At 68.8% G+C, this 15,832-nt stretch carries 16 protein-coding genes and 1 tRNA gene; 4 read left to right on the top strand and 13 right to left on the bottom strand.

All coding sequences use genetic code 11. From position 1 onward, the window contains the following. The first annotated feature begins 34 nt into the window (after positions 1–34). Positions 35–1,432: a dihydrolipoyl dehydrogenase gene (gene lpdA, locus GNT64_RS08500; RefSeq protein ID WP_156679142.1), complete on the top strand. Its 1,398-nt coding sequence runs from the start codon at positions 35–37 to the stop codon at positions 1,430–1,432. A gap of 25 nt (positions 1,433–1,457) precedes the next feature. On the opposite strand, the gene GNT64_RS08505 is transcribed toward lpdA, so the two are convergent. Genes GNT64_RS08505 through GNT64_RS08535 form a run of 7 tightly spaced genes read right to left on the bottom strand, consistent with a single transcriptional unit; the run spans position 1,458 to position 9,196 of the window. Further along, positions 1,458–2,852 carry a c-type cytochrome gene (locus tag GNT64_RS08505; RefSeq protein WP_156679143.1) on the bottom strand — a complete coding sequence of 465 codons (1,395 nt, stop codon included), beginning with the start codon at positions 2,850–2,852 and terminating at the stop codon, positions 1,458–1,460. Beyond that, positions 2,849–3,268: a hypothetical protein gene (locus GNT64_RS08510; protein ID WP_156679144.1), complete on the bottom strand. Its 420-nt coding sequence runs from the start codon at positions 3,266–3,268 to the stop codon at positions 2,849–2,851. The genes GNT64_RS08505 and GNT64_RS08510 overlap by 4 nt, the downstream gene beginning before the upstream one ends. Positions 3,269–3,284: 16 nt before the next feature. Then, on the bottom strand, positions 3,285–4,742 hold the full coding sequence (locus GNT64_RS08515) for a c-type cytochrome (protein ID WP_156679145.1): 1,458 nt from the start codon (positions 4,740–4,742) through the stop codon (positions 3,285–3,287). Between the two features lie 23 nt (positions 4,743–4,765). Further along, positions 4,766–5,203, bottom strand: a complete 438-nt coding sequence (locus GNT64_RS08520) for a hypothetical protein (protein ID WP_156679146.1) — start codon at positions 5,201–5,203, stop codon at positions 4,766–4,768. Beyond that, the gene (locus GNT64_RS08525; RefSeq protein WP_156679147.1) at positions 5,200–6,552 is read right to left on the bottom strand and encodes an NADH:flavin oxidoreductase; all 1,353 of its coding nucleotides are present in this window, start codon (positions 6,550–6,552) and stop codon (positions 5,200–5,202) included. The genes GNT64_RS08520 and GNT64_RS08525 overlap by 4 nt, the downstream gene beginning before the upstream one ends. Further along, on the bottom strand, positions 6,552–7,445 hold the full coding sequence (locus GNT64_RS08530) for a hypothetical protein (RefSeq protein WP_156679148.1): 894 nt from the start codon (positions 7,443–7,445) through the stop codon (positions 6,552–6,554). Before GNT64_RS08530 ends, GNT64_RS08525 begins: the two co-directional genes overlap by 1 nt. Beyond that, positions 7,442–9,196 (bottom strand): peroxidase family protein, encoded by a 1,755-nt coding sequence (locus tag GNT64_RS08535; protein WP_197277323.1) that lies wholly within the window; start codon positions 9,194–9,196, stop codon positions 7,442–7,444. The genes GNT64_RS08530 and GNT64_RS08535 overlap by 4 nt, the downstream gene beginning before the upstream one ends. A gap of 439 nt (positions 9,197–9,635) precedes the next feature. Here GNT64_RS08535 and GNT64_RS08540 point away from each other — a divergent pair, with 439 nt between their 5' ends. From GNT64_RS08540 to GNT64_RS08550, 3 genes are read left to right on the top strand one after another with little or no spacing between them, the layout of a single operon-like run. Beyond that, complete coding sequence (locus GNT64_RS08540; protein WP_197277324.1) at positions 9,636–10,298, top strand: TetR/AcrR family transcriptional regulator; 663 nt, start codon at positions 9,636–9,638, stop codon at positions 10,296–10,298. After that, entirely contained in the window at positions 10,295–10,627 is a 333-nt protein-coding gene (locus tag GNT64_RS08545) for a diacylglycerol kinase family protein (RefSeq protein WP_197277325.1), read from the top strand. The genes GNT64_RS08540 and GNT64_RS08545 overlap by 4 nt, the downstream gene beginning before the upstream one ends. Then, positions 10,594–11,199: a diacylglycerol/lipid kinase family protein gene (locus tag GNT64_RS08550; RefSeq protein ID WP_422396637.1), complete on the top strand. Its 606-nt coding sequence runs from the start codon at positions 10,594–10,596 to the stop codon at positions 11,197–11,199. The genes GNT64_RS08545 and GNT64_RS08550 overlap by 34 nt, the downstream gene beginning before the upstream one ends. On the opposite strand, the gene GNT64_RS08555 is transcribed toward GNT64_RS08550, so the two are convergent. From GNT64_RS08555 to GNT64_RS08580, 6 genes are all read right to left on the bottom strand, one after another. Then, complete coding sequence (locus GNT64_RS08555) at positions 11,180–11,716, bottom strand: adenine phosphoribosyltransferase (RefSeq protein ID WP_156679152.1); 537 nt, start codon at positions 11,714–11,716, stop codon at positions 11,180–11,182. The two genes, GNT64_RS08550 and GNT64_RS08555, sit on opposite strands and share 20 nt — an antisense overlap. Continuing rightward, complete coding sequence (gene mtnP, locus GNT64_RS08560; RefSeq protein WP_231639388.1) at positions 11,713–12,636, bottom strand: S-methyl-5'-thioadenosine phosphorylase; 924 nt, start codon at positions 12,634–12,636, stop codon at positions 11,713–11,715. The genes GNT64_RS08555 and mtnP overlap by 4 nt, the downstream gene beginning before the upstream one ends. Further along, the gene (locus tag GNT64_RS08565) at positions 12,633–13,475 is read right to left on the bottom strand and encodes a cytochrome c1 (RefSeq protein WP_156679153.1); all 843 of its coding nucleotides are present in this window, start codon (positions 13,473–13,475) and stop codon (positions 12,633–12,635) included. Before GNT64_RS08565 ends, mtnP begins: the two co-directional genes overlap by 4 nt. A gap of 19 nt (positions 13,476–13,494) precedes the next feature. After that, complete coding sequence (locus GNT64_RS08570; protein ID WP_156679154.1) at positions 13,495–14,784, bottom strand: cytochrome b; 1,290 nt, start codon at positions 14,782–14,784, stop codon at positions 13,495–13,497. A gap of 13 nt (positions 14,785–14,797) precedes the next feature. Next, entirely contained in the window at positions 14,798–15,367 is a 570-nt protein-coding gene (gene petA, locus GNT64_RS08575) for a ubiquinol-cytochrome c reductase iron-sulfur subunit (RefSeq protein ID WP_156679155.1), read from the bottom strand. Between the two features lie 224 nt (positions 15,368–15,591). After that, positions 15,592–15,667: transfer RNA gene (locus GNT64_RS08580), tRNA-Thr, on the bottom strand. Positions 15,668–15,832 lie beyond the last annotated feature (165 nt).

The raw sequence follows: 15,832 nt of genomic DNA on the forward strand, positions 1-15,832 counted from the left end.
CCCGGTTCCGCCGGGATGACGACTGGAGACCATCATGGCTGACTACGACTTCGACGTTCTCGTGATCGGTGCCGGGCCGGGCGGCTATGTTGCGGCGATCCGGGCGGCGCAGCTCGGGCTGAAGACGGCGTGCGCGGAATCGCGCGAGACGCTCGGCGGCACCTGCCTCAACGTCGGCTGCATCCCGTCCAAGGCGCTGCTCCACGCGTCCGAGCTGTTCGAGGAAGCCTCGTCGGGGGCGCTGGCCAAGTTCGGCGTGAAGATCGCCGGGGCGGAGCTGGACCTCGACCAGATGCACGCCGAGAAGGCGAAGGCCGTGAAGGAACTGACCGGCGGCATCGAGGGGCTGTTCAAGAAGAACAGGGTCGAGTGGCTGAAAGGCCGCGCCGCCTTCACCGCCGCCGACACGGTCGACGTCGGCGGCCGCAGGGTGCGCGCGAAGAATATCGTGATCGCAACGGGTTCGTCGGTGACGCCGCTGCCGGGTGTCACCGTCGACGACGAGGTGGTGATCGACTCGACGGGCGCGCTGGCGCTGCCGAAGGTGCCGGAACAGCTGATCGTGATCGGCGGCGGCGTGATCGGGCTGGAGCTCGGCTCGGTATGGAAGCGGCTGGGCGCGAAGGTCACGGTCGTCGAGTATCTCGATCAAATCCTACCCGGCATGGATGGCGAGGTTCGCCGGGAATCGGCCAAGATCTTCAAGAAGCAGGGCTTCGTCCTGAAGACGGGCACGAAGGTGACGAAGGTGGAGCGCAACGGGGCGCAGGCGACCGTCACGGTCGAGCCCGCCGCCGGCGGCGCCGCCGAGACGCTGACCGCCGATGCGGTGCTGGTCGCGATCGGTCGCCGGCCGAACGTGGACGGGCTGAATCTGGATGCGGCCGGCCTCACGCTCAACAATCGCGGGCAGATCGCCGTCGATCATGATTTCGGCACCTCCGTGCCGGGCATCTGGGCGATCGGCGACGTCACACCCGGCCCGATGCTGGCGCACAAGGCCGAGGACGAGGGGATCGCCGTGGCGGAGAATATCGCCGGCCTCACCGGTATCGTGAACCATGATGTGATTCCGGGCGTGGTCTACACCCACCCCGAGATCGCGGGCGTCGGCAAGACGGAGGAGGAGCTGGCGGCGGCGAACGTGGCGTTCAAGGTCGGCAAGTTCCCCTTCCTCGCCAACAGCCGCGCCAAGACGAACCGCGACACGGACGGCTTCGTCAAGGTGATCGCCGATGCCCAGTCCGATCGCGTGCTCGGCGTGCACATCATCTCGTCGCTGGCCGGCACGATGATCGCGCAGGCGGCGCAGGCGATGGAGTTCGGCGCCACCAGCGAGGATATCGCCTATACCTGCCACGCCCACCCGACCCATTCGGAGGCGATCAAGGAAGCGGCGATGGCTGTGACGGGCAAGCCGATCCACATGTGAGCCGCCGGAAGGACGGGGGCGGCCCTCACAGCGTCTTGAGATACTCGATCAGCGCTGCCTTGTCGGTAGAGGGCAGATCGGCGCCGTAGGGATGCCCGCCATTGCCGTTGCCCGGCAGGCGCGTGTCGAACCGCTTGCCGCGATCGCTGGCGAAACCCACTCGCGCCGTGTCATAGGCGGCCGAACCGCGGCCGAACTCCACCGGCCGCCGCTCCGCCGGGCTCAGCAGCGCGGACAGGGTCGGCACCGATCCGTTGTGCAGATAGGGCGCGCGTGCCCAGATTCCGTCCAAGGGCGCCGCCACATAGCCGCCGGTCTTGCGGAAGTGGGTGTAGCGCCACGGATAGTCGTCGATCGCGCGGAAGGCCTCCAGCGCATCGGGCGTCCAGGAGTCGAGGCGGTTGCGATCGGTCCGCACCCAGCCGATCGGGATCACCTGACCCGTCTTGCCGCCGCCCGGCGCGTGGCAATCGGCGCACGCGCGCTGGAACACGGCGTGACCGGCGCCGGCCAGCGCATGGTCGATCGCGAACGGATAGGGCGTGGGCGGCAGCGACGTCGTCCAGCGTTCCATGCGGTCGAGGCTGGGTAGGTCGATCGTCCGCGCGGACGCGCCGTTGCCGATGCCGGAGTTCAGGAACACCTCGTGCAGCGAGGTCTGCAACCCGTCCCAGTGCCAGGCGCCGCCGGCGCGGCGGCCGAGCGCCCAGAGCGGCGGCATGTCGACCACGTCGAGGGTGCCGTCATATGGCCGCTTCAGCACCTGTATCTTGGCGGGATTGAACCCGTCCACCCGCCCCGGCCCCCAATCGGGCTGCGCGTCGGTGAAGGCGAAATCGCGCTGCTGCCGCAGGATCGCCGCCTTGGTCTGGGGGATGATGACGAGGCGGTAGAACAGACGCTGTGCGAGGTTCAGGTCGCCGCCCTGCCGCGCGATCTCGTCCAGGATCGGCCCCGCGCGATACTGCGCGCCGGACGCGCAGGAGAAGAGGAAGCGCAGATAGGCCTGGAGGTCCAGCGTGGCGTTCGGCGCACCCACCAGCAGCCGCGTCGCCCCGCCCGGCCCCGTCACCCGGCCGACATGGCACAGCGCGCAGTTAACCCCCACGCGCGGGACGATCGCCGTCTCGATCGGCATGCCGATCGGCGCGGCATGGCCCGCCTCCCACTGGAAGCCGAACTGGCGGTAGCCGAGCGCCTTCTTCTCCGCGCTCATGCACACGCCGGGCAGCGCCCGCCACACCTCGAACGGCACGCCGGCCACCGGCTCGACCCCCACCGAGCCGTACTTGAAATGCTCCTCGTCGGAGAGGTAGCGCGTCGGCAGCGGGAACAGGCGGGTGTAGAGCGGCGGCGCGACGATGATGATCGCGGCGATCAGCGCCGCGACGATATAGGCGATGCGCCGCCCGCGGCTCACGGCGCCGGCCTGTAGTCGCCCGCCCCCGGCCCTTCGCGGAAGATGCGGAGCAGCAGGATCAGCTCGACGATGCCGAAGCTGCTGTCGGCCAGCGCCAGCCCCAGGAAGCCGCGTGGCATGAAGCCCACCAGCACGCCCAGGATGAAGGTGCTCACCGGCACCAGCCGCCCCACCACCAGCAGCCAGGCATTCGCCCGGTAGCGGAACGGATCGCGCGCCGCCGGTATGTAGAACAGGCTGAGGATCATCAGCAGGATCGCGTAATTGTAGAGCCACAGCACGCTCGGCTGATCGCCCAGCCGCAGCATCGCGAGCAGCCGGTGCGGATCGCCGAACGTCACCCACAGGCCGAACGACCAGTTGGCGATCACCCCTGCCCACACGACGATGCGGAAGATCCTGCGCGCGTCAGACATGGTCCCCGCCCCTCCGCTACAGCGTCTTGAGATATTCGATCAGCGCGTCCTTCTGCGCCGGGCTCAGATCCAGCCCGTAGAGATGGCCGCCATTGGCGTCGCCGCGCGCATGCGTATCGAAGCGGTAGAAGCGCCGGCTGCCGCGCTGCGCCACATCGGACACGAAGCCGACGTTCACCGGATCGTACACGTCGTCGCCACGATAGAAGACGGCGCGGCGCCGGGCCGGCGGATCGAGCAGTTCACGCAGGGTGGGCACCGATCCGTTGTGCAGATAGGGCGCGCGCAGCCAGATGCCGTCCAGCGGGTGGCTGGCATAGCCCTCCGTCGTGCGGAAGCGGTTGAACGCCCACGGCTTGCCCTTGCCGATCGTGTTCATCTTGGCCGCCATCGTGCTGTCGAAGGCGACCTGCCGCTCGGGATCGGTCTGGAGGAAGCGTACCGGGATCACCGCGCCATAGCCGGGCCGCCCGGCCTCGTGGCACTCGGCGCAGGCCGCCTCGTACACCGGCCGCCCCGCCGCCGCCTTCGCATAATCGATCGGGAACGGGTATTTGGGCGGCGGCAGATGGGTGATCCATCGCTTCACCCGGTCCACGCCGGCCAGATTCACGTCGCTGCTCAGGGTCAGCGGCGTGGCGCCGGCGCCGATCGCGGCGGAGAGGTTGCGTTCGTCCAGCGAGTCATTGTTGCCGTCCCAGTGCAGCCACATGCCCTCGCGCGCCTGCTGGTCCCAGATCGACATGAAGTCGGCCGTGCCGATCGACTTGTCCTTCGTCATGTCGTCGTGGAAGACGAGCACCTTGTACGGGTTGAACGTATCCACCCGCCCCGGCCCCCAGGGCGGTCGCCCGACGACGATGCTGTCGAACTGGCTGCCGCCCGCGATCAGCGCCTTCTTCACCTGCGGCACGGCGATCCCGTAGATCTGCCGCTCGAACAGGCCGAGATCCTTGTGGCGTCCGATCGCGGCCAGGACGTTGGCCTTCGTAAAGGCCGGGCTGCGGCCGCAATCGAACAGGAAGCGGAAATAGCCCATCAGATCAAGCTGCTGCGCCGGCGCCGCCAGATAGGTGACGGGCGCCGCGCCGGGCGCCGTGCGCACCGTGGTGGAGTGGCACAGCGCGCAGTTCGGCCCCACCTGATCGAGGAAGCCCACCCGCCGCATCGAGAAGCCGATCGGCGTCATCCGCCCCGGCTCCTGAATCACGCCGAGCGAGGCGTAGCCGCCGGGCAGCAGGCCGCGGCACACCTCTGGCATGGTCGCCCAGATCCAATAGGGGATGCCGCCGACATCGCTGGAGATTGAGCCATATTTGAAATGCTCGTCGTCGCTGGCGTAGGTGACGGGCGCGTCCGCCTTCGATTGCAGGCGGAACAGCGATACGGCCACCGCGATCAGGATCAGCAGCACGCCGGCCGCGACGAAGATCAGCCGGCGCCGGCGCGGTGGAAGCGATGCCAATATCGTCACCGGCCCTCTCCTCTGTTTGGCCTTCAGGGCCGGCTCATCACTTCCGCCGTGAAGTAGCGATAGTAGAACAGGCCCAGCGCCGCCGCCGCCGCCGCCTCGGCCAGCCCTGCGGCGATCAGCCGGCCGCCGCCCGCCAGCAGCAGGACCGCCACCGCGCCGCGCCCGACGACCCCCACCACGTTCGCGATCTTCGCCCGTTCCGGAAAGGCGCGGGCGGCGGCGAACAGGCCGCACAGGATCAGCAGCAGCAGCCCGGCCAGCCGGGTGAAGCCGGCGGGGCCCGGCGGCGCATCCAGCACCAGCCGCGCGACGCTGTGCGGGAACAGCAGCAGCGCCACGCCGGCCGCCGCCTCGACGATCAGGACGAACCCCAGCACCGTCCTGTACCGCTCCCGCGCGGCCAGCGCGAAGGCGACGCAGGGGCCGTGAGCGAGCGAGTCGGAGAGGCCGAGCGCGCTCATCGCGTGAGCAATCCGTCGCGCGCCGGCACTTTGAGGTCGGCATGGGTGGAGTAGATCGACATGATCGTGCGGACCATCGTCTCGTAATCCGGGTAGCGATCCTGCTCGTAGCAGCCGAGCGGGTTCTTGGGCGCGTTGACCAGGCACTTGTTGCAGTAGGTGCACGGCCGGTCCGGCCGCTCGGCGCCGCTCCGCCAGATCTCGACCAGATCGTTGTTGGCGATCAGCGAGCGGGCGATGGCGACCCCGTCGCACACGCCCGCGTCGATCGCGCCGGCGATCACCGAAGCGGTCTGGAAGCCGCCCGTCACGATCACCGGCACGCGCACCGCCGCCTTGATCTGGCGCGCTTCGTCCAGGCTGACGCCCTCCACCGGATGGCCTTTCTTCAGCCGGAACCAGATGTAGTGAAAGATCGGCTGGAGCAGTTTGTAGCGGAACATCAGATAGTTGCGCAGGCCATGCCCGCTGGAGGAGATCATCGCGTCATAGGATTGGGCCAGCATGTCCAGCGGGAAGTCGCCCGGCGGGTTCAGCGGATGCGGGAAGCTCGATCCGCTGGAAACGTGGATGCCGTCCACCCCGGCCGCCTCGCACCATCTGGCGATCTGCACCGCATCGGAGATCATGTTGCCCGGCTTCTCGCCGAAGATCACATTGTTGTGGTCCACCCCGCCCAGCTTCACCTGCAGGTGGAAGTCGCGCCCCACGCGCTGGCGGATGGCATCGATCACCTCCAGCAGGAAGCGCGCGCGATTCTCCAGCGGACCGCCATATTCGTCGGTCCGGTCGTTGATGCCGGAGCTGAGGAACTGGGTGAACAGATAGCCGTTCGCCGAGTGCAGCTCCACCCCGTCCAGCCCCGCCTCGCGCGCGCGCCACGCGCCGTCGGCGAACTGCCGCACGGCATGGGCGATCTCGGCCTTGTCCATCGCGCGGCAGGCGATGCCGTTGATCGGCTCCGTCTTGCTCGTGCTGCTCAGCGCCTTGCGGTTCTTGTTGTGGATGCCCGGCAGGTCCAGCTGCCGCCCGGAATGGCTGAGCTGCATGATGAACTTCGCGCCATGGGCATGCACCGCCTCGCCCAGCTTCGCCCATAAAGGGATCCACTCGTCCCGGTGTACGGTGGCGTAGCCGGCGATGATCCGCCCCTCCATCGCCACCGGCACGTAGGAGGAGATGATCGCGCCGACGCCGCCGGCGGCGAACTTCGATTCCCAGTTGATCCGCGTCTGCGTCGGCGATCCGTCCTCATTGTCGAACCGGCCTGATATGCTGGAGCGGAAGATGCGGTTCTTCACCTCCAGGTTGCGGAACTTAAGCGGCGTGAAGATCACCTCGTTCGCCATCACCGCGCCCCCGTGCCCGCCTGCGCCTGCGCTCGCCGCCACACGGCCGCGAGCAGCGCCGGCACCCAGCGCCGCGCCGGGCACTCGCTCCAGGCGCCGTCCATGAAGGCGGTGTCGTAGCCGGGATCGGCGCGGTTCGCCGTCTCCAGCCGCAGCAGCACCAGCGTGTCGGGCGTGAAGGCGCCGGCGGCGGTCGATCCCGCGACGGTCGGCTGGCGCACGACCTGCCGGGGCGCGACGATCGCCTTGGCGACGGCGGCCGAGACGGACAGCCGCTCGCGCGCCTCCCGATTGCTCCACTGCGCCCGCATCGCCTCCAGCCCGGAGACGATGTTGTGGATCGCCACGCCGGTCGCGTGCACGCCGGTGGCGTCCCCGCCCACCTTCTCGGCCAGCAGGTCGCGCGCCCGCTCCACCCGGCGGGTGAGGCCCCACAACAGCATCCGCAGCGGATTGAAGTCGCTGGGTGCCGCGCCCATCACCCGCGCCGCCGCCCAGCTGGCCCTGTCCGCGCGATAGTCCGCGGCGAACAGCCGGCCCACCGCCTGCTGCGCCAGTTCGCCCACCGGACCGTCGCCGGCGCCGCGCACCCACGCGGCCAGCGCCTCCACATCGTCGCCGGCGATACCCGCCTCGGCCAGCCCGTCCAGCCACGCCTCGGTGGCGGCCTGCGCCGGCAGCGGCCGCTCGGCTCCGCGCGGCGCCACCGGCGGCAGCGGCACGCCGTCGATCGCCAGCACGCGGCGGATGCGCCTCAGCACCATGCGGTTGATCAGCGGTCCGCGCGGCACATATCGCCGGTCAAACCGCGGATCGGCGGCCAGCGCATCGATCTGCGTCGCATCGTCCACGCGCAGCACGTCCAGGATGCCGGGTAGGGCGAGGCGGCTCATGCGGCGCCGCCCTTCGTCCACGGGAAGAACATGTTGCGCACGCCGGCGAAGTGCGGCGTCAGCGCCGGCACGTGGCGCTGCATCACCTCGCGCAGGCCGTTCTCCGCCACCCAGGCGAAACCGGCCGGGGTGTAGACCTCCGGCGTGAAGTCGCGCGTGTAGAAACGGTCGCTCTTCAGCCGGCGAGAGGCCATCAGGATGAAGATGCGGAACACCGTATCGGAGAAGCCGAAGCCCACCGGCGTGCCGCCATTGCTCTCGGCCAGGGTGCCGACCAGCAGGTCCACCTCCTCGACGCTGGAGTAGATCTCCGCGATCTCGCGCTGCCACTCCTTGTTCGTGGTGAGCTCGGCGAAGCTTTTGGGCGCCTTCATCCCCATCATCCGGCGGAAGGCGCAGTAGCGCGGGATGCCGCGTTCGCGATCGCGCAGGATGTCGATCGCGGCGAGATCGCTGTAGACGCCCTTCTCCGGGTTGACCGGCAGCTTGCGCAGCATGTTCGGGTAATTGTGCAGCACCAGCGCGCCCGGATGCATCGTTCCGGCCGAGTAGAGCAGATCCTCGAAGCTCGCCTTGGCGTAGAGGCCGGATGTCGCGCCGTGCGCCACGTCCACCAGGGTCGCGGTAAAGATCTCGCCGTCGTCGCTGGCGCGGCGGAACGAGAAATCGTCCGGCATCAGCGGATGCATGCGGTAGCAGGCGGCGAACTCCTCCGTCATCGCATAGGGCGCGGCGTGATGGTCGGTCGGCGACCCCATGATGCCGGATATCGTCTCGCTGTCGCTCAGCCGGCCGAAGCCCTTCCAGAAATGCTCGCCGGCGATGCCCCACCAGTTGATCCGCATGATGAACCGCCCGGTCGGCGAGTTCATCAGCGCCGGCGTCCACTCGGTCGTGTGGATCTTGGCCATCAGCGCCGCATTCACCAGCCGCGCCTTCTGGAACAGCCACTCGCCGGTGGCGGTCGGGTGATCCGCCTTCAGCCGGTCGACGATGGCGTTGTGCTCGCGGGCGAACAGCGTCTGCAGCAGCGACAGGCCGATCCACCAATTGCCGTTCACCCCGGCCAGTTCCTGCCCGGCGAAGCGGCCGCCCTCGGCGTCGCCCACATCCTCGTCCGGCGGGCAGAGCGGCAAGTTGCCGGTGGCGGAGAGGCCGAGCTTGCCGTCCTCGCGGAACCGGCCCGTCGCCGGATCGGTGCGGACGAGCCGCTGGCGCTTCAGCGTGGAGCCGTAGATCTGCGATCCGTCCCACCAGTGCGTCTCGGTGTTCGTGTACGTTGCGGGCCGGCCGGCGTCGGCGTCCCCCGTCACGTCCGGCGCGGTGCGCAGGATGGTCATCGGCCGCTCGTGCCAGTCGTCGCCATCTTCCAGCGGGATGCGGTGCGGATCCTCCTTCTGGGCCGATCCGTGGCTCAGCCAGTCATGCACCATGAATTGCAGCCAGCCGGAAACGAGCAGGTTCAGGTGCGGCACCGGCACGAACTCGCGCCGCCCCAGCAGCCTGTTGCTGATCAGCCGCGGGTTCGGCGTGACGAGCGCGTCCCCTTCCAGCCCGAACGTCTCGTCGATCGGGAAATTGCGGCCGAAGCGCGCGCCGGCCATCCCCATCCACGGCTTTTCCAGATCGTTGTAGCTGCCGTCCGCCGTGCGCTCGGTCTGCACATCCACCGCCGGCTGCGGCACCGGCGGATGCGAGAGCTGCGTATCGAACAGATTGCCCCATCGCATGTTGACGCGAAGGCCTGCCAAGGTCGGCAGGGCGACGGCGAAAGGCCATCTATGCCAAGGGTTAAGACCAGCCGTCAGGCGGGCAACCAAACCGAGCGCTCGATCGAACCGAGACCTTGCCACCGCCATGCCCCGCAATGAAGTGACACAAAGCTATCATGGCTTCGTCTCGCCGCATACGGGAATATGCAGGTCTCGCTGCTTGGCTGAATCCGCCAAAGCGGTGTCATTATTGCGGCGTCGATGTTTGCGGCGGTTGGTTCGCGATGGAGTAAGTCGCGTCGCTTACACGGCCGCGCGCTGGTATAGGCAGAAGGCGGGATCAGGCCGGCCGCGTGACACGAGCCTGCGGCTGGCGGACCGTCGCGATCGCCGCACATGGTGGCGATTGCACCGTGCGGACGGCTTGACGGCACGATCGAATGGGCTTCCTGACGTGTCCGAAATGAAATCGGCCGATGTGAACACCCCCCACAGCCCGTCGCGTGGCCGCCCATCCAAGCACGACGCCAAATTGCTGCGCCAGCGGATCATGGCGGCGGCGCTCAGCGAGTTCCGCCAGCGCGGCTTCGCCGGAACGAGCATAGACGGCATCGCACGCGTCGCGGCGGTCAGCCGCACGACGATCTACGCACTCTACTCGGACAAATCGACGCTGTTCACCGAGATGATCCGTGGCACCATCAGGATCGCCGACATCGCCGGCCGCGTCGCCTTCGACGACAGGCCGCCCGCGCTGGTGCTGCGCGAGGCGATGACGGTGCTGAACGGGGCTTATTATCGCGAGCCGAACCTGGAGATCGTCCGCCTCTGCATCGCGGAAGCGGACCGCTTCCCCGACCTGTTCGAGCAGGTGCGCGACATGCTGGCGCATGCCCTCACCGGCCTGATCCACTATTTCGCGCGGATGCACGCCGCCGGCAGCATGACCACGGCGGATAGCCCGCGCGCCGCCCTGCTGTTCAACATGCTGGCGCTCGGCTCGCTCAAGCCGTTCTTCGTCCACCAGCAGCGCCTGACACAGGACGAGATAGACGGTCACATCGACCTGGCGCTCGACCTCTTCCTGCGCGGCTGCTTCGTCGACGCGGCGAAGTCGGGAGGGGCGATCGCGCCGCAGTGACCGATCGGCGCGTCCCGGTGGTCGTGAACCGTCGCTCGGGCGCGGCGGCGCGGGCCGGCGTAGCGCTGGTCGCCCGCATCCAAGCCGCGTTCGCGGCGGCCGGGCTCGTCGCTGAGGTCCACCTCGTCGAGGGTCCGGATGTGGCCGCGGCCATGCGCCGCCATGCGGCCGCGCCGCTGATCGCCGTGGGCGGCGGCGACGGTACGCTCGGCAGCGCCTTCGCGGCCCACGCCGCGCCGGTGCGCTGGCCATCCTGCCGCTCGGCACGCGCAACCACCTTGCCCGCGATCTCGCCATCCCGCTGGGCCTCGATGCCGCCGCGCGTGTGATCGCCGACGGGGCGACGCGGGCGATCGATCTCGCGGCGGTGAACGGCCACGGCTTCGTCAACAACGCGTCGGTCGGGCTCTATCCGCTGATGGTGCGGCATCGCCAGGCCGGAGCGCGCCACGGCTGGCCCAAGTGGCTGGCGACGATCCCCGCCGCCTGGGCCGCGCTGCGCCGGCTGCCGCGCCATCGCCTGCACCTGCGGAGCGACGACGGCGATCGCACGCTGCGCACGCCGCTGCTGTTCGTCGGCAACAATCGCTATGCGCTGGAGCGAGGCCGCATCGGCACCCGCCTGGCGCTGGACGACGGCACCCTCTGTGTCTTCGCCGTCGCCGCGCAGACGCGTTCCGGCCTGCTGTGGTTCGCCCTCCGCGCGCTTCTCGGCCGCAGCGATCCGGCGCGCGACTTCGCCGCGATCGGCGCGTGCGCCGGCCTGCTCGTGCTGTCGCGCGCGCGCTTCGTCGATATCGCCCTGGATGGGGAGGTGCACCGGCTGCGGCCGCCGCTGGGCTTCACCGTGGCGCCGCGCGCGATCCGCCTGTGCGTGCCCCTCAGTGGCCCGGAAAACTGACGAGCGCGCCTGCCGCCACCCCTTCCGCGGCGATGCGCGCGGCCCCGCCCAGATCCGGCAGGTCGATCACGAAGCTGGCAGCCGCCACCGTGCCGCCCGCCTTGCGGATCAGCCGGATCGCCGCCAGCGCGGTGCCGCCGGTGGCGATCAGATCGTCCACCAGCAGCACGCGGGCGCCGGGCACCACCGCATCCTCGTGCATCTCCACCCGGTCCTGGCCATATTCCAGGGCGTAATCGACGCCTACCGTCACGCCCGGCAGCTTGCCGTCCTTGCGGATCAGCACCAGGCCCGCGCCCAGCGCATGCGCCACCGCCGCGCCGAAGATGAAGCCGCGCGCCTCGATCGCCGCCACCAGATCGACCGGCCCCGCGTGCAGCGCGGCGAGGCGCTCGATCGTGGTGGCAAGGCCCCGCGCGTCCAGCAGCAGTGTGGTGATATCGCGGAACAGGATGCCGGGCTTGGGGAAGTCCGGGATGGTGCGGATCAGCGCGGCGATATCGTCGTTCGGGCTCATGCCGAGTCCGTCGCGACGGTTTTCGGCGCAAAGACCCTCGGCGCGATACAGGCCAGCCGCCTCGCGGTAGCCTCCGGCCACGCCTCGCGCGGCGTGATGACGGCGGTGTCGAGCGCGTGGGTACAGCCGGCCGGGCATCGCTCCGGCGGCGCTACGCCGCGCCGTGCCACCTCGTGCACCAGCGCCTGCGCATTCTCCGCATTGCGGCCGAGCACGGCGATCACCTCCGACACATCGACGTGGGTGTCGGACCACGCGTCCAGATCCGTCACCATCGCGACATTCTGGTAGCAGAGCTCCGCCTCGCGGGCGAGGCGCGCCTCGGGCAGGCCGGTCATGCCGACCACGTCCAGCCCCTGCGCCTTGTAGCCCAGCGATTCCGCGCGGGTGGAGAATTGCGGCCCCTCCATCACCAGCATCGTGCCGTGCGTGGCGTGCGGCAGGCCGAGCGCGGACAGCGCCGCCGCCACCGTCTCCGCCAGCCGCCCGCACGTGGGATTGCCGAAGCCGACGTGGCCGACGATACCTTCGCCGAAGTAGCTGCGGCCGCCGCGTATCGTGCGATCGACGAACTGGTCGACCATCACGAACGTACCCGGCGGCAGTTCGGCGCGGTAGGAGCCGACCGCCGATACCGCCAGGATCTCGGCGCACCCGGCCGCCTTCAGCGCGGCGATGTTGGCGCGGGCGTTGATCTCGTCGGGCGCGATGCGGTGGCCGCGGCCGTGGCGCGGCAGGAAGGCCACCTCCCGCCCCGCGATCGTGCCGAGCAGCAGCGCGTCGGACGGACGGCCCCACGGCGTGTCGAACTCGGTCCACACGCCATCGGCGAGAGCGGCCATCCGGTAGAGGCCGCTCCCGCCGATCAGGCCCAGCCGGGCCGCGGGACGGCCGCCGGCCGTCCCGTCCGCTTGGCTCAATGCTTCCTGCCCGCCCAGATGTTCTGGTAGGAGAGATAGGCCAGCGCCGTCGCGATCAGCAGGAAGATCACCACTGCCACGCCCGAGCGATGACGGCTCTCCAGCTTCGGCTCGGCCGACCAGACGAGGAAGGCGGAGACGTCCTGCGCCATCTGATCGACGGTCGCCTTGGTGCCGTCCGAATACGTCACCTGTCCATCGGCGACCAGCGGCGGCGGCATCGCGATGTTCAGGTTCGCGAAGTAGGGATTATAGTGCAGCGTGCCCGAGGGCTTGGCATCCGGGAAGCGCTTCAGCAGCTCGGCCGGCGGGTTCTGGTAGCCGGTCAGCAGCGAGTGGACGTAGGGCGCCCCGCCCTCGCGCGCCTTGGTGATCAGCGAGAGATCCGGCGGCAGCGCGTTGTTGTTGGCGGAACGGGCCGCCGTCTCGTTGGCATAGGGGCTCGGAAAGTGATCGGCCGGGATCGCCTTGCGCGTCGCCGGCTCGCCCGTCTCCGGGTTGATCGACGGCACTTCGGTGGACCACTGGTTCGCGATCGCCTTCACCTCGGGCTTGGTGAAGCCCAGCTCCTCCAGGTCGCGGAAGGCGACGAGGTGCATCGAGTGGCAGGCCGAGCAGACCTCCTTATACACCTGGAAGCCGCGCTGCAGCTGCTGCCGGTCGAACTTGCCGAGCGGGCCGTCGCTCGCCAGGCTCAGCTCCTTCGGCTCGCGATGGAAGACGTGGCTGGCGCTCTCCTCCGCCGCCTCGCGCGGCGTGAAGATGATCGCGAAGAACAAGGCGGCGATGAAGCCCAGGCCCACGATGGGAGCGATGAGGGGGCCGAAGAAGCGGAGCATGTCGGTCTTTCTCCTGGGCTCAGGCGGTCTGGGCGCCGAGCGGCGCGGCTTCGGCCTTCTCGCCGTGCAGCACCGATTCCGAGATCGAGTTGGGCAGCGGCAGCGGCCGCTCGATGCGCGAGACAATCGGCAGGATGACGAGGAAGTGGGCGAAATAATAGGCCGCACACACCTGGCTCGCCAGCACCACCATCGGCGTCACCTCCGCCTGGCCGAGATAGCCGAGCAGCACCACGTCGACGACCAGCACCCAGAAGAACCACTTGTACATCGGCCGGTAATTGGCCGAGCGCACCGGCGACCCATCGATCCACGGCAGGAAGAACAGCAGCAGGATGGAGCCGAACATGGCCATCACGCCCCACAGCTTCGCCGGGATCCACAGGAAGTTGAAGGTGAACGCCTTCAGGATTGCGTAGAAGGGCAGGAAGTACCATTCGGGCACGATGTGCGCCGGGGTGGAGAGCGGGTTGGCCGGGATGTAATTGTCCGGATGGCCCAGCAGGTTCGGCGCGAAGAATAGCAGGATCGAGAAGCAGAGCAGGAACACGCCCAGACCGAAACCGTCCTTGGCGGTGTAATAGGGGTGGAACGGCACCGTATCCTGCGGCCCCTTCACGTCCACGCCGGTCGGGTTGTTCGAACCCGGGATGTGCAGCGCCCAGATGTGCAGGACGATCACGCCGGCGATCACGAACGGCAGCAGATAGTGAAGCGAGAAGAAGCGGTTGAGCGCCGCATTGTCCGGCGCGAAGCCGCCCAGCAGCCAGGTGCGGATCGGCTCGCCGACGATCGGGATCGCCGAGAAGAAGCCGGTAATCACCTGCGCGCCCCAGAAGCTCATCTGGCCCCATGGCAGCACGTAGCCCATGAAGGCGGTGGCCATCATCAGCAGGAAGATCACCACGCCGAGCAGCCACACCATCTCGCGCGGGGCCTTGTACGATCCGTAGAACAGGCCGCGGAAGATGTGCAGGTAGACGACGATGAAGAAGAAGCTGGCGCCGTTGGCGTGGGCGTAGCGCAGCAGCCAGCCGGAGTTCACGTCGCGCATGATGCTCTCGACGCTCTCGAACGCGATCGCGCCGTTGGCCGCATAGTGCATCGCCAGCACGATGCCGGTGATGATCTGGATGCCGAGCGCGGCGCCGGCGAGGACGCCGAAGTTCCAGAAATAGTTCAGGTTGCGCGGCACCGGATAGCCCGCGCCCACCGCGTTGTAGACGAGCCGCGGCAGCGGCAGCCGCTCGTCGAGCCACTGCATGACCGGGTGCTTAGGCGCATAATGCTGTGCCCAGGGAAAGCTCATGACCGTTTACCCCTCAGCCGATCTGCACGACGGTATTGGATTTGAACGCATATTCCGGAACGTGCAGGTTCTGCGGCGCCGGGCCTTTGCGGATGCGCGCGGCGGTATCGTAGGCCGATCCGTGGCACGGGCAGAAATAGCCGCCGAACTCGCCGCGATTCTCGCCCTCGCCGGCGCCCAGCGGCACGCAGCCGAGATGGGTGCACACGCCCAGCGTGATGAGCCAGTTCTTGTGGCCTTCCTTGGTCCGCTCCGCCAGGGTCTGCGGATCGCGCAGATCGGCGAGCGGCACGGCATCGGCCTCCGAGATTTCCTTGGGCGTCAGGTTGCGGATGAACACCGGCTGCTTGCGCCACGAGGTCTTGATCGCCTGGCCCGGCTGGATCGCCGAGACGTCCACTTCGATCGAGGCGAGCGCCAGCACGTCGGCGGACGGGTTCATCTGGTTGATCAGCGGGATCAGCACGGTCGCGGCACCCACGCCGGCGAAGCTCACGGCGGCGATGTTGATGAAATCGCGTCGGCGATGGCCGTCGCCCTCGTGCCCGTCGATCGGGCTGTCTGTCTGTTCGAGCGTCGCCATGTACGGACCCTATCGCTGCCACGAAATGCGCGACGCAGTCGCGGATCCCCCTGTCAGGCGACCCCCGTGCATCACGCCACCGCCTCAACACCCCCGGACGGATGCCCGCGCTGATAGCGCCGCGCCCGCGCATTTGCCAACTGGTAATCGTCCTCACCGCCGCAATGAGAATCGTTCGCACGAAACGGCTTGGCGCGAGAACCAGTGGACATGCGTGCTGAGGATGGTGCCGGGTGTCGGACTCGAACCGACGGCCTCCTGATTACAAATCAGATGCTCTACCAGCTGAGCTAACCCGGCCTGCCCCGCTCCATGCGTCAGCGCCGCGCCGCCGTCCACCCCCGGCATCGTCGAACCCGCCGCGTGTCACGGAACGGGGCGCGGGCAAGCCTCGCGCGTGCGCCTCGGGGCGAATGTCTGGATGATCCGGCACCGGGCGATGGTGCCGCCCTGGCGAGCGGCGCA

This window comes from Sphingomonas profundi (assembly GCF_009739515.1).
Classification (GTDB): Bacteria; Pseudomonadota; Alphaproteobacteria; order Sphingomonadales; family Sphingomonadaceae; genus Alterirhizorhabdus; species Alterirhizorhabdus profundi.

Coding starts and splice junctions, on each gene's coding strand:
- lpdA (WP_156679142.1), top strand. CDS start 35: ATGGCTGACTACGACTTCGACGTTCTCGTGATCGGTGCCGGGCCGGGC.
- GNT64_RS08510 (WP_156679144.1), bottom strand. CDS start 3,268: ATGTCTGACGCGCGCAGGATCTTCCGCATCGTCGTGTGGGCAGGGGTG.
- GNT64_RS08520 (WP_156679146.1), bottom strand. CDS start 5,203: ATGAGCGCGCTCGGCCTCTCCGACTCGCTCGCTCACGGCCCCTGCGTC.
- GNT64_RS08525 (WP_156679147.1), bottom strand. CDS start 6,552: ATGGCGAACGAGGTGATCTTCACGCCGCTTAAGTTCCGCAACCTGGAG.
- GNT64_RS08530 (WP_156679148.1), bottom strand. CDS start 7,445: ATGAGCCGCCTCGCCCTACCCGGCATCCTGGACGTGCTGCGCGTGGAC.
- GNT64_RS08555 (WP_156679152.1), bottom strand. CDS start 11,716: ATGAGCCCGAACGACGATATCGCCGCGCTGATCCGCACCATCCCGGAC.
- GNT64_RS08565 (WP_156679153.1), bottom strand. CDS start 13,475: ATGCTCCGCTTCTTCGGCCCCCTCATCGCTCCCATCGTGGGCCTGGGC.
- GNT64_RS08570 (WP_156679154.1), bottom strand. CDS start 14,784: ATGAGCTTTCCCTGGGCACAGCATTATGCGCCTAAGCACCCGGTCATG.
- petA (WP_156679155.1), bottom strand. CDS start 15,367: ATGGCGACGCTCGAACAGACAGACAGCCCGATCGACGGGCACGAGGGC.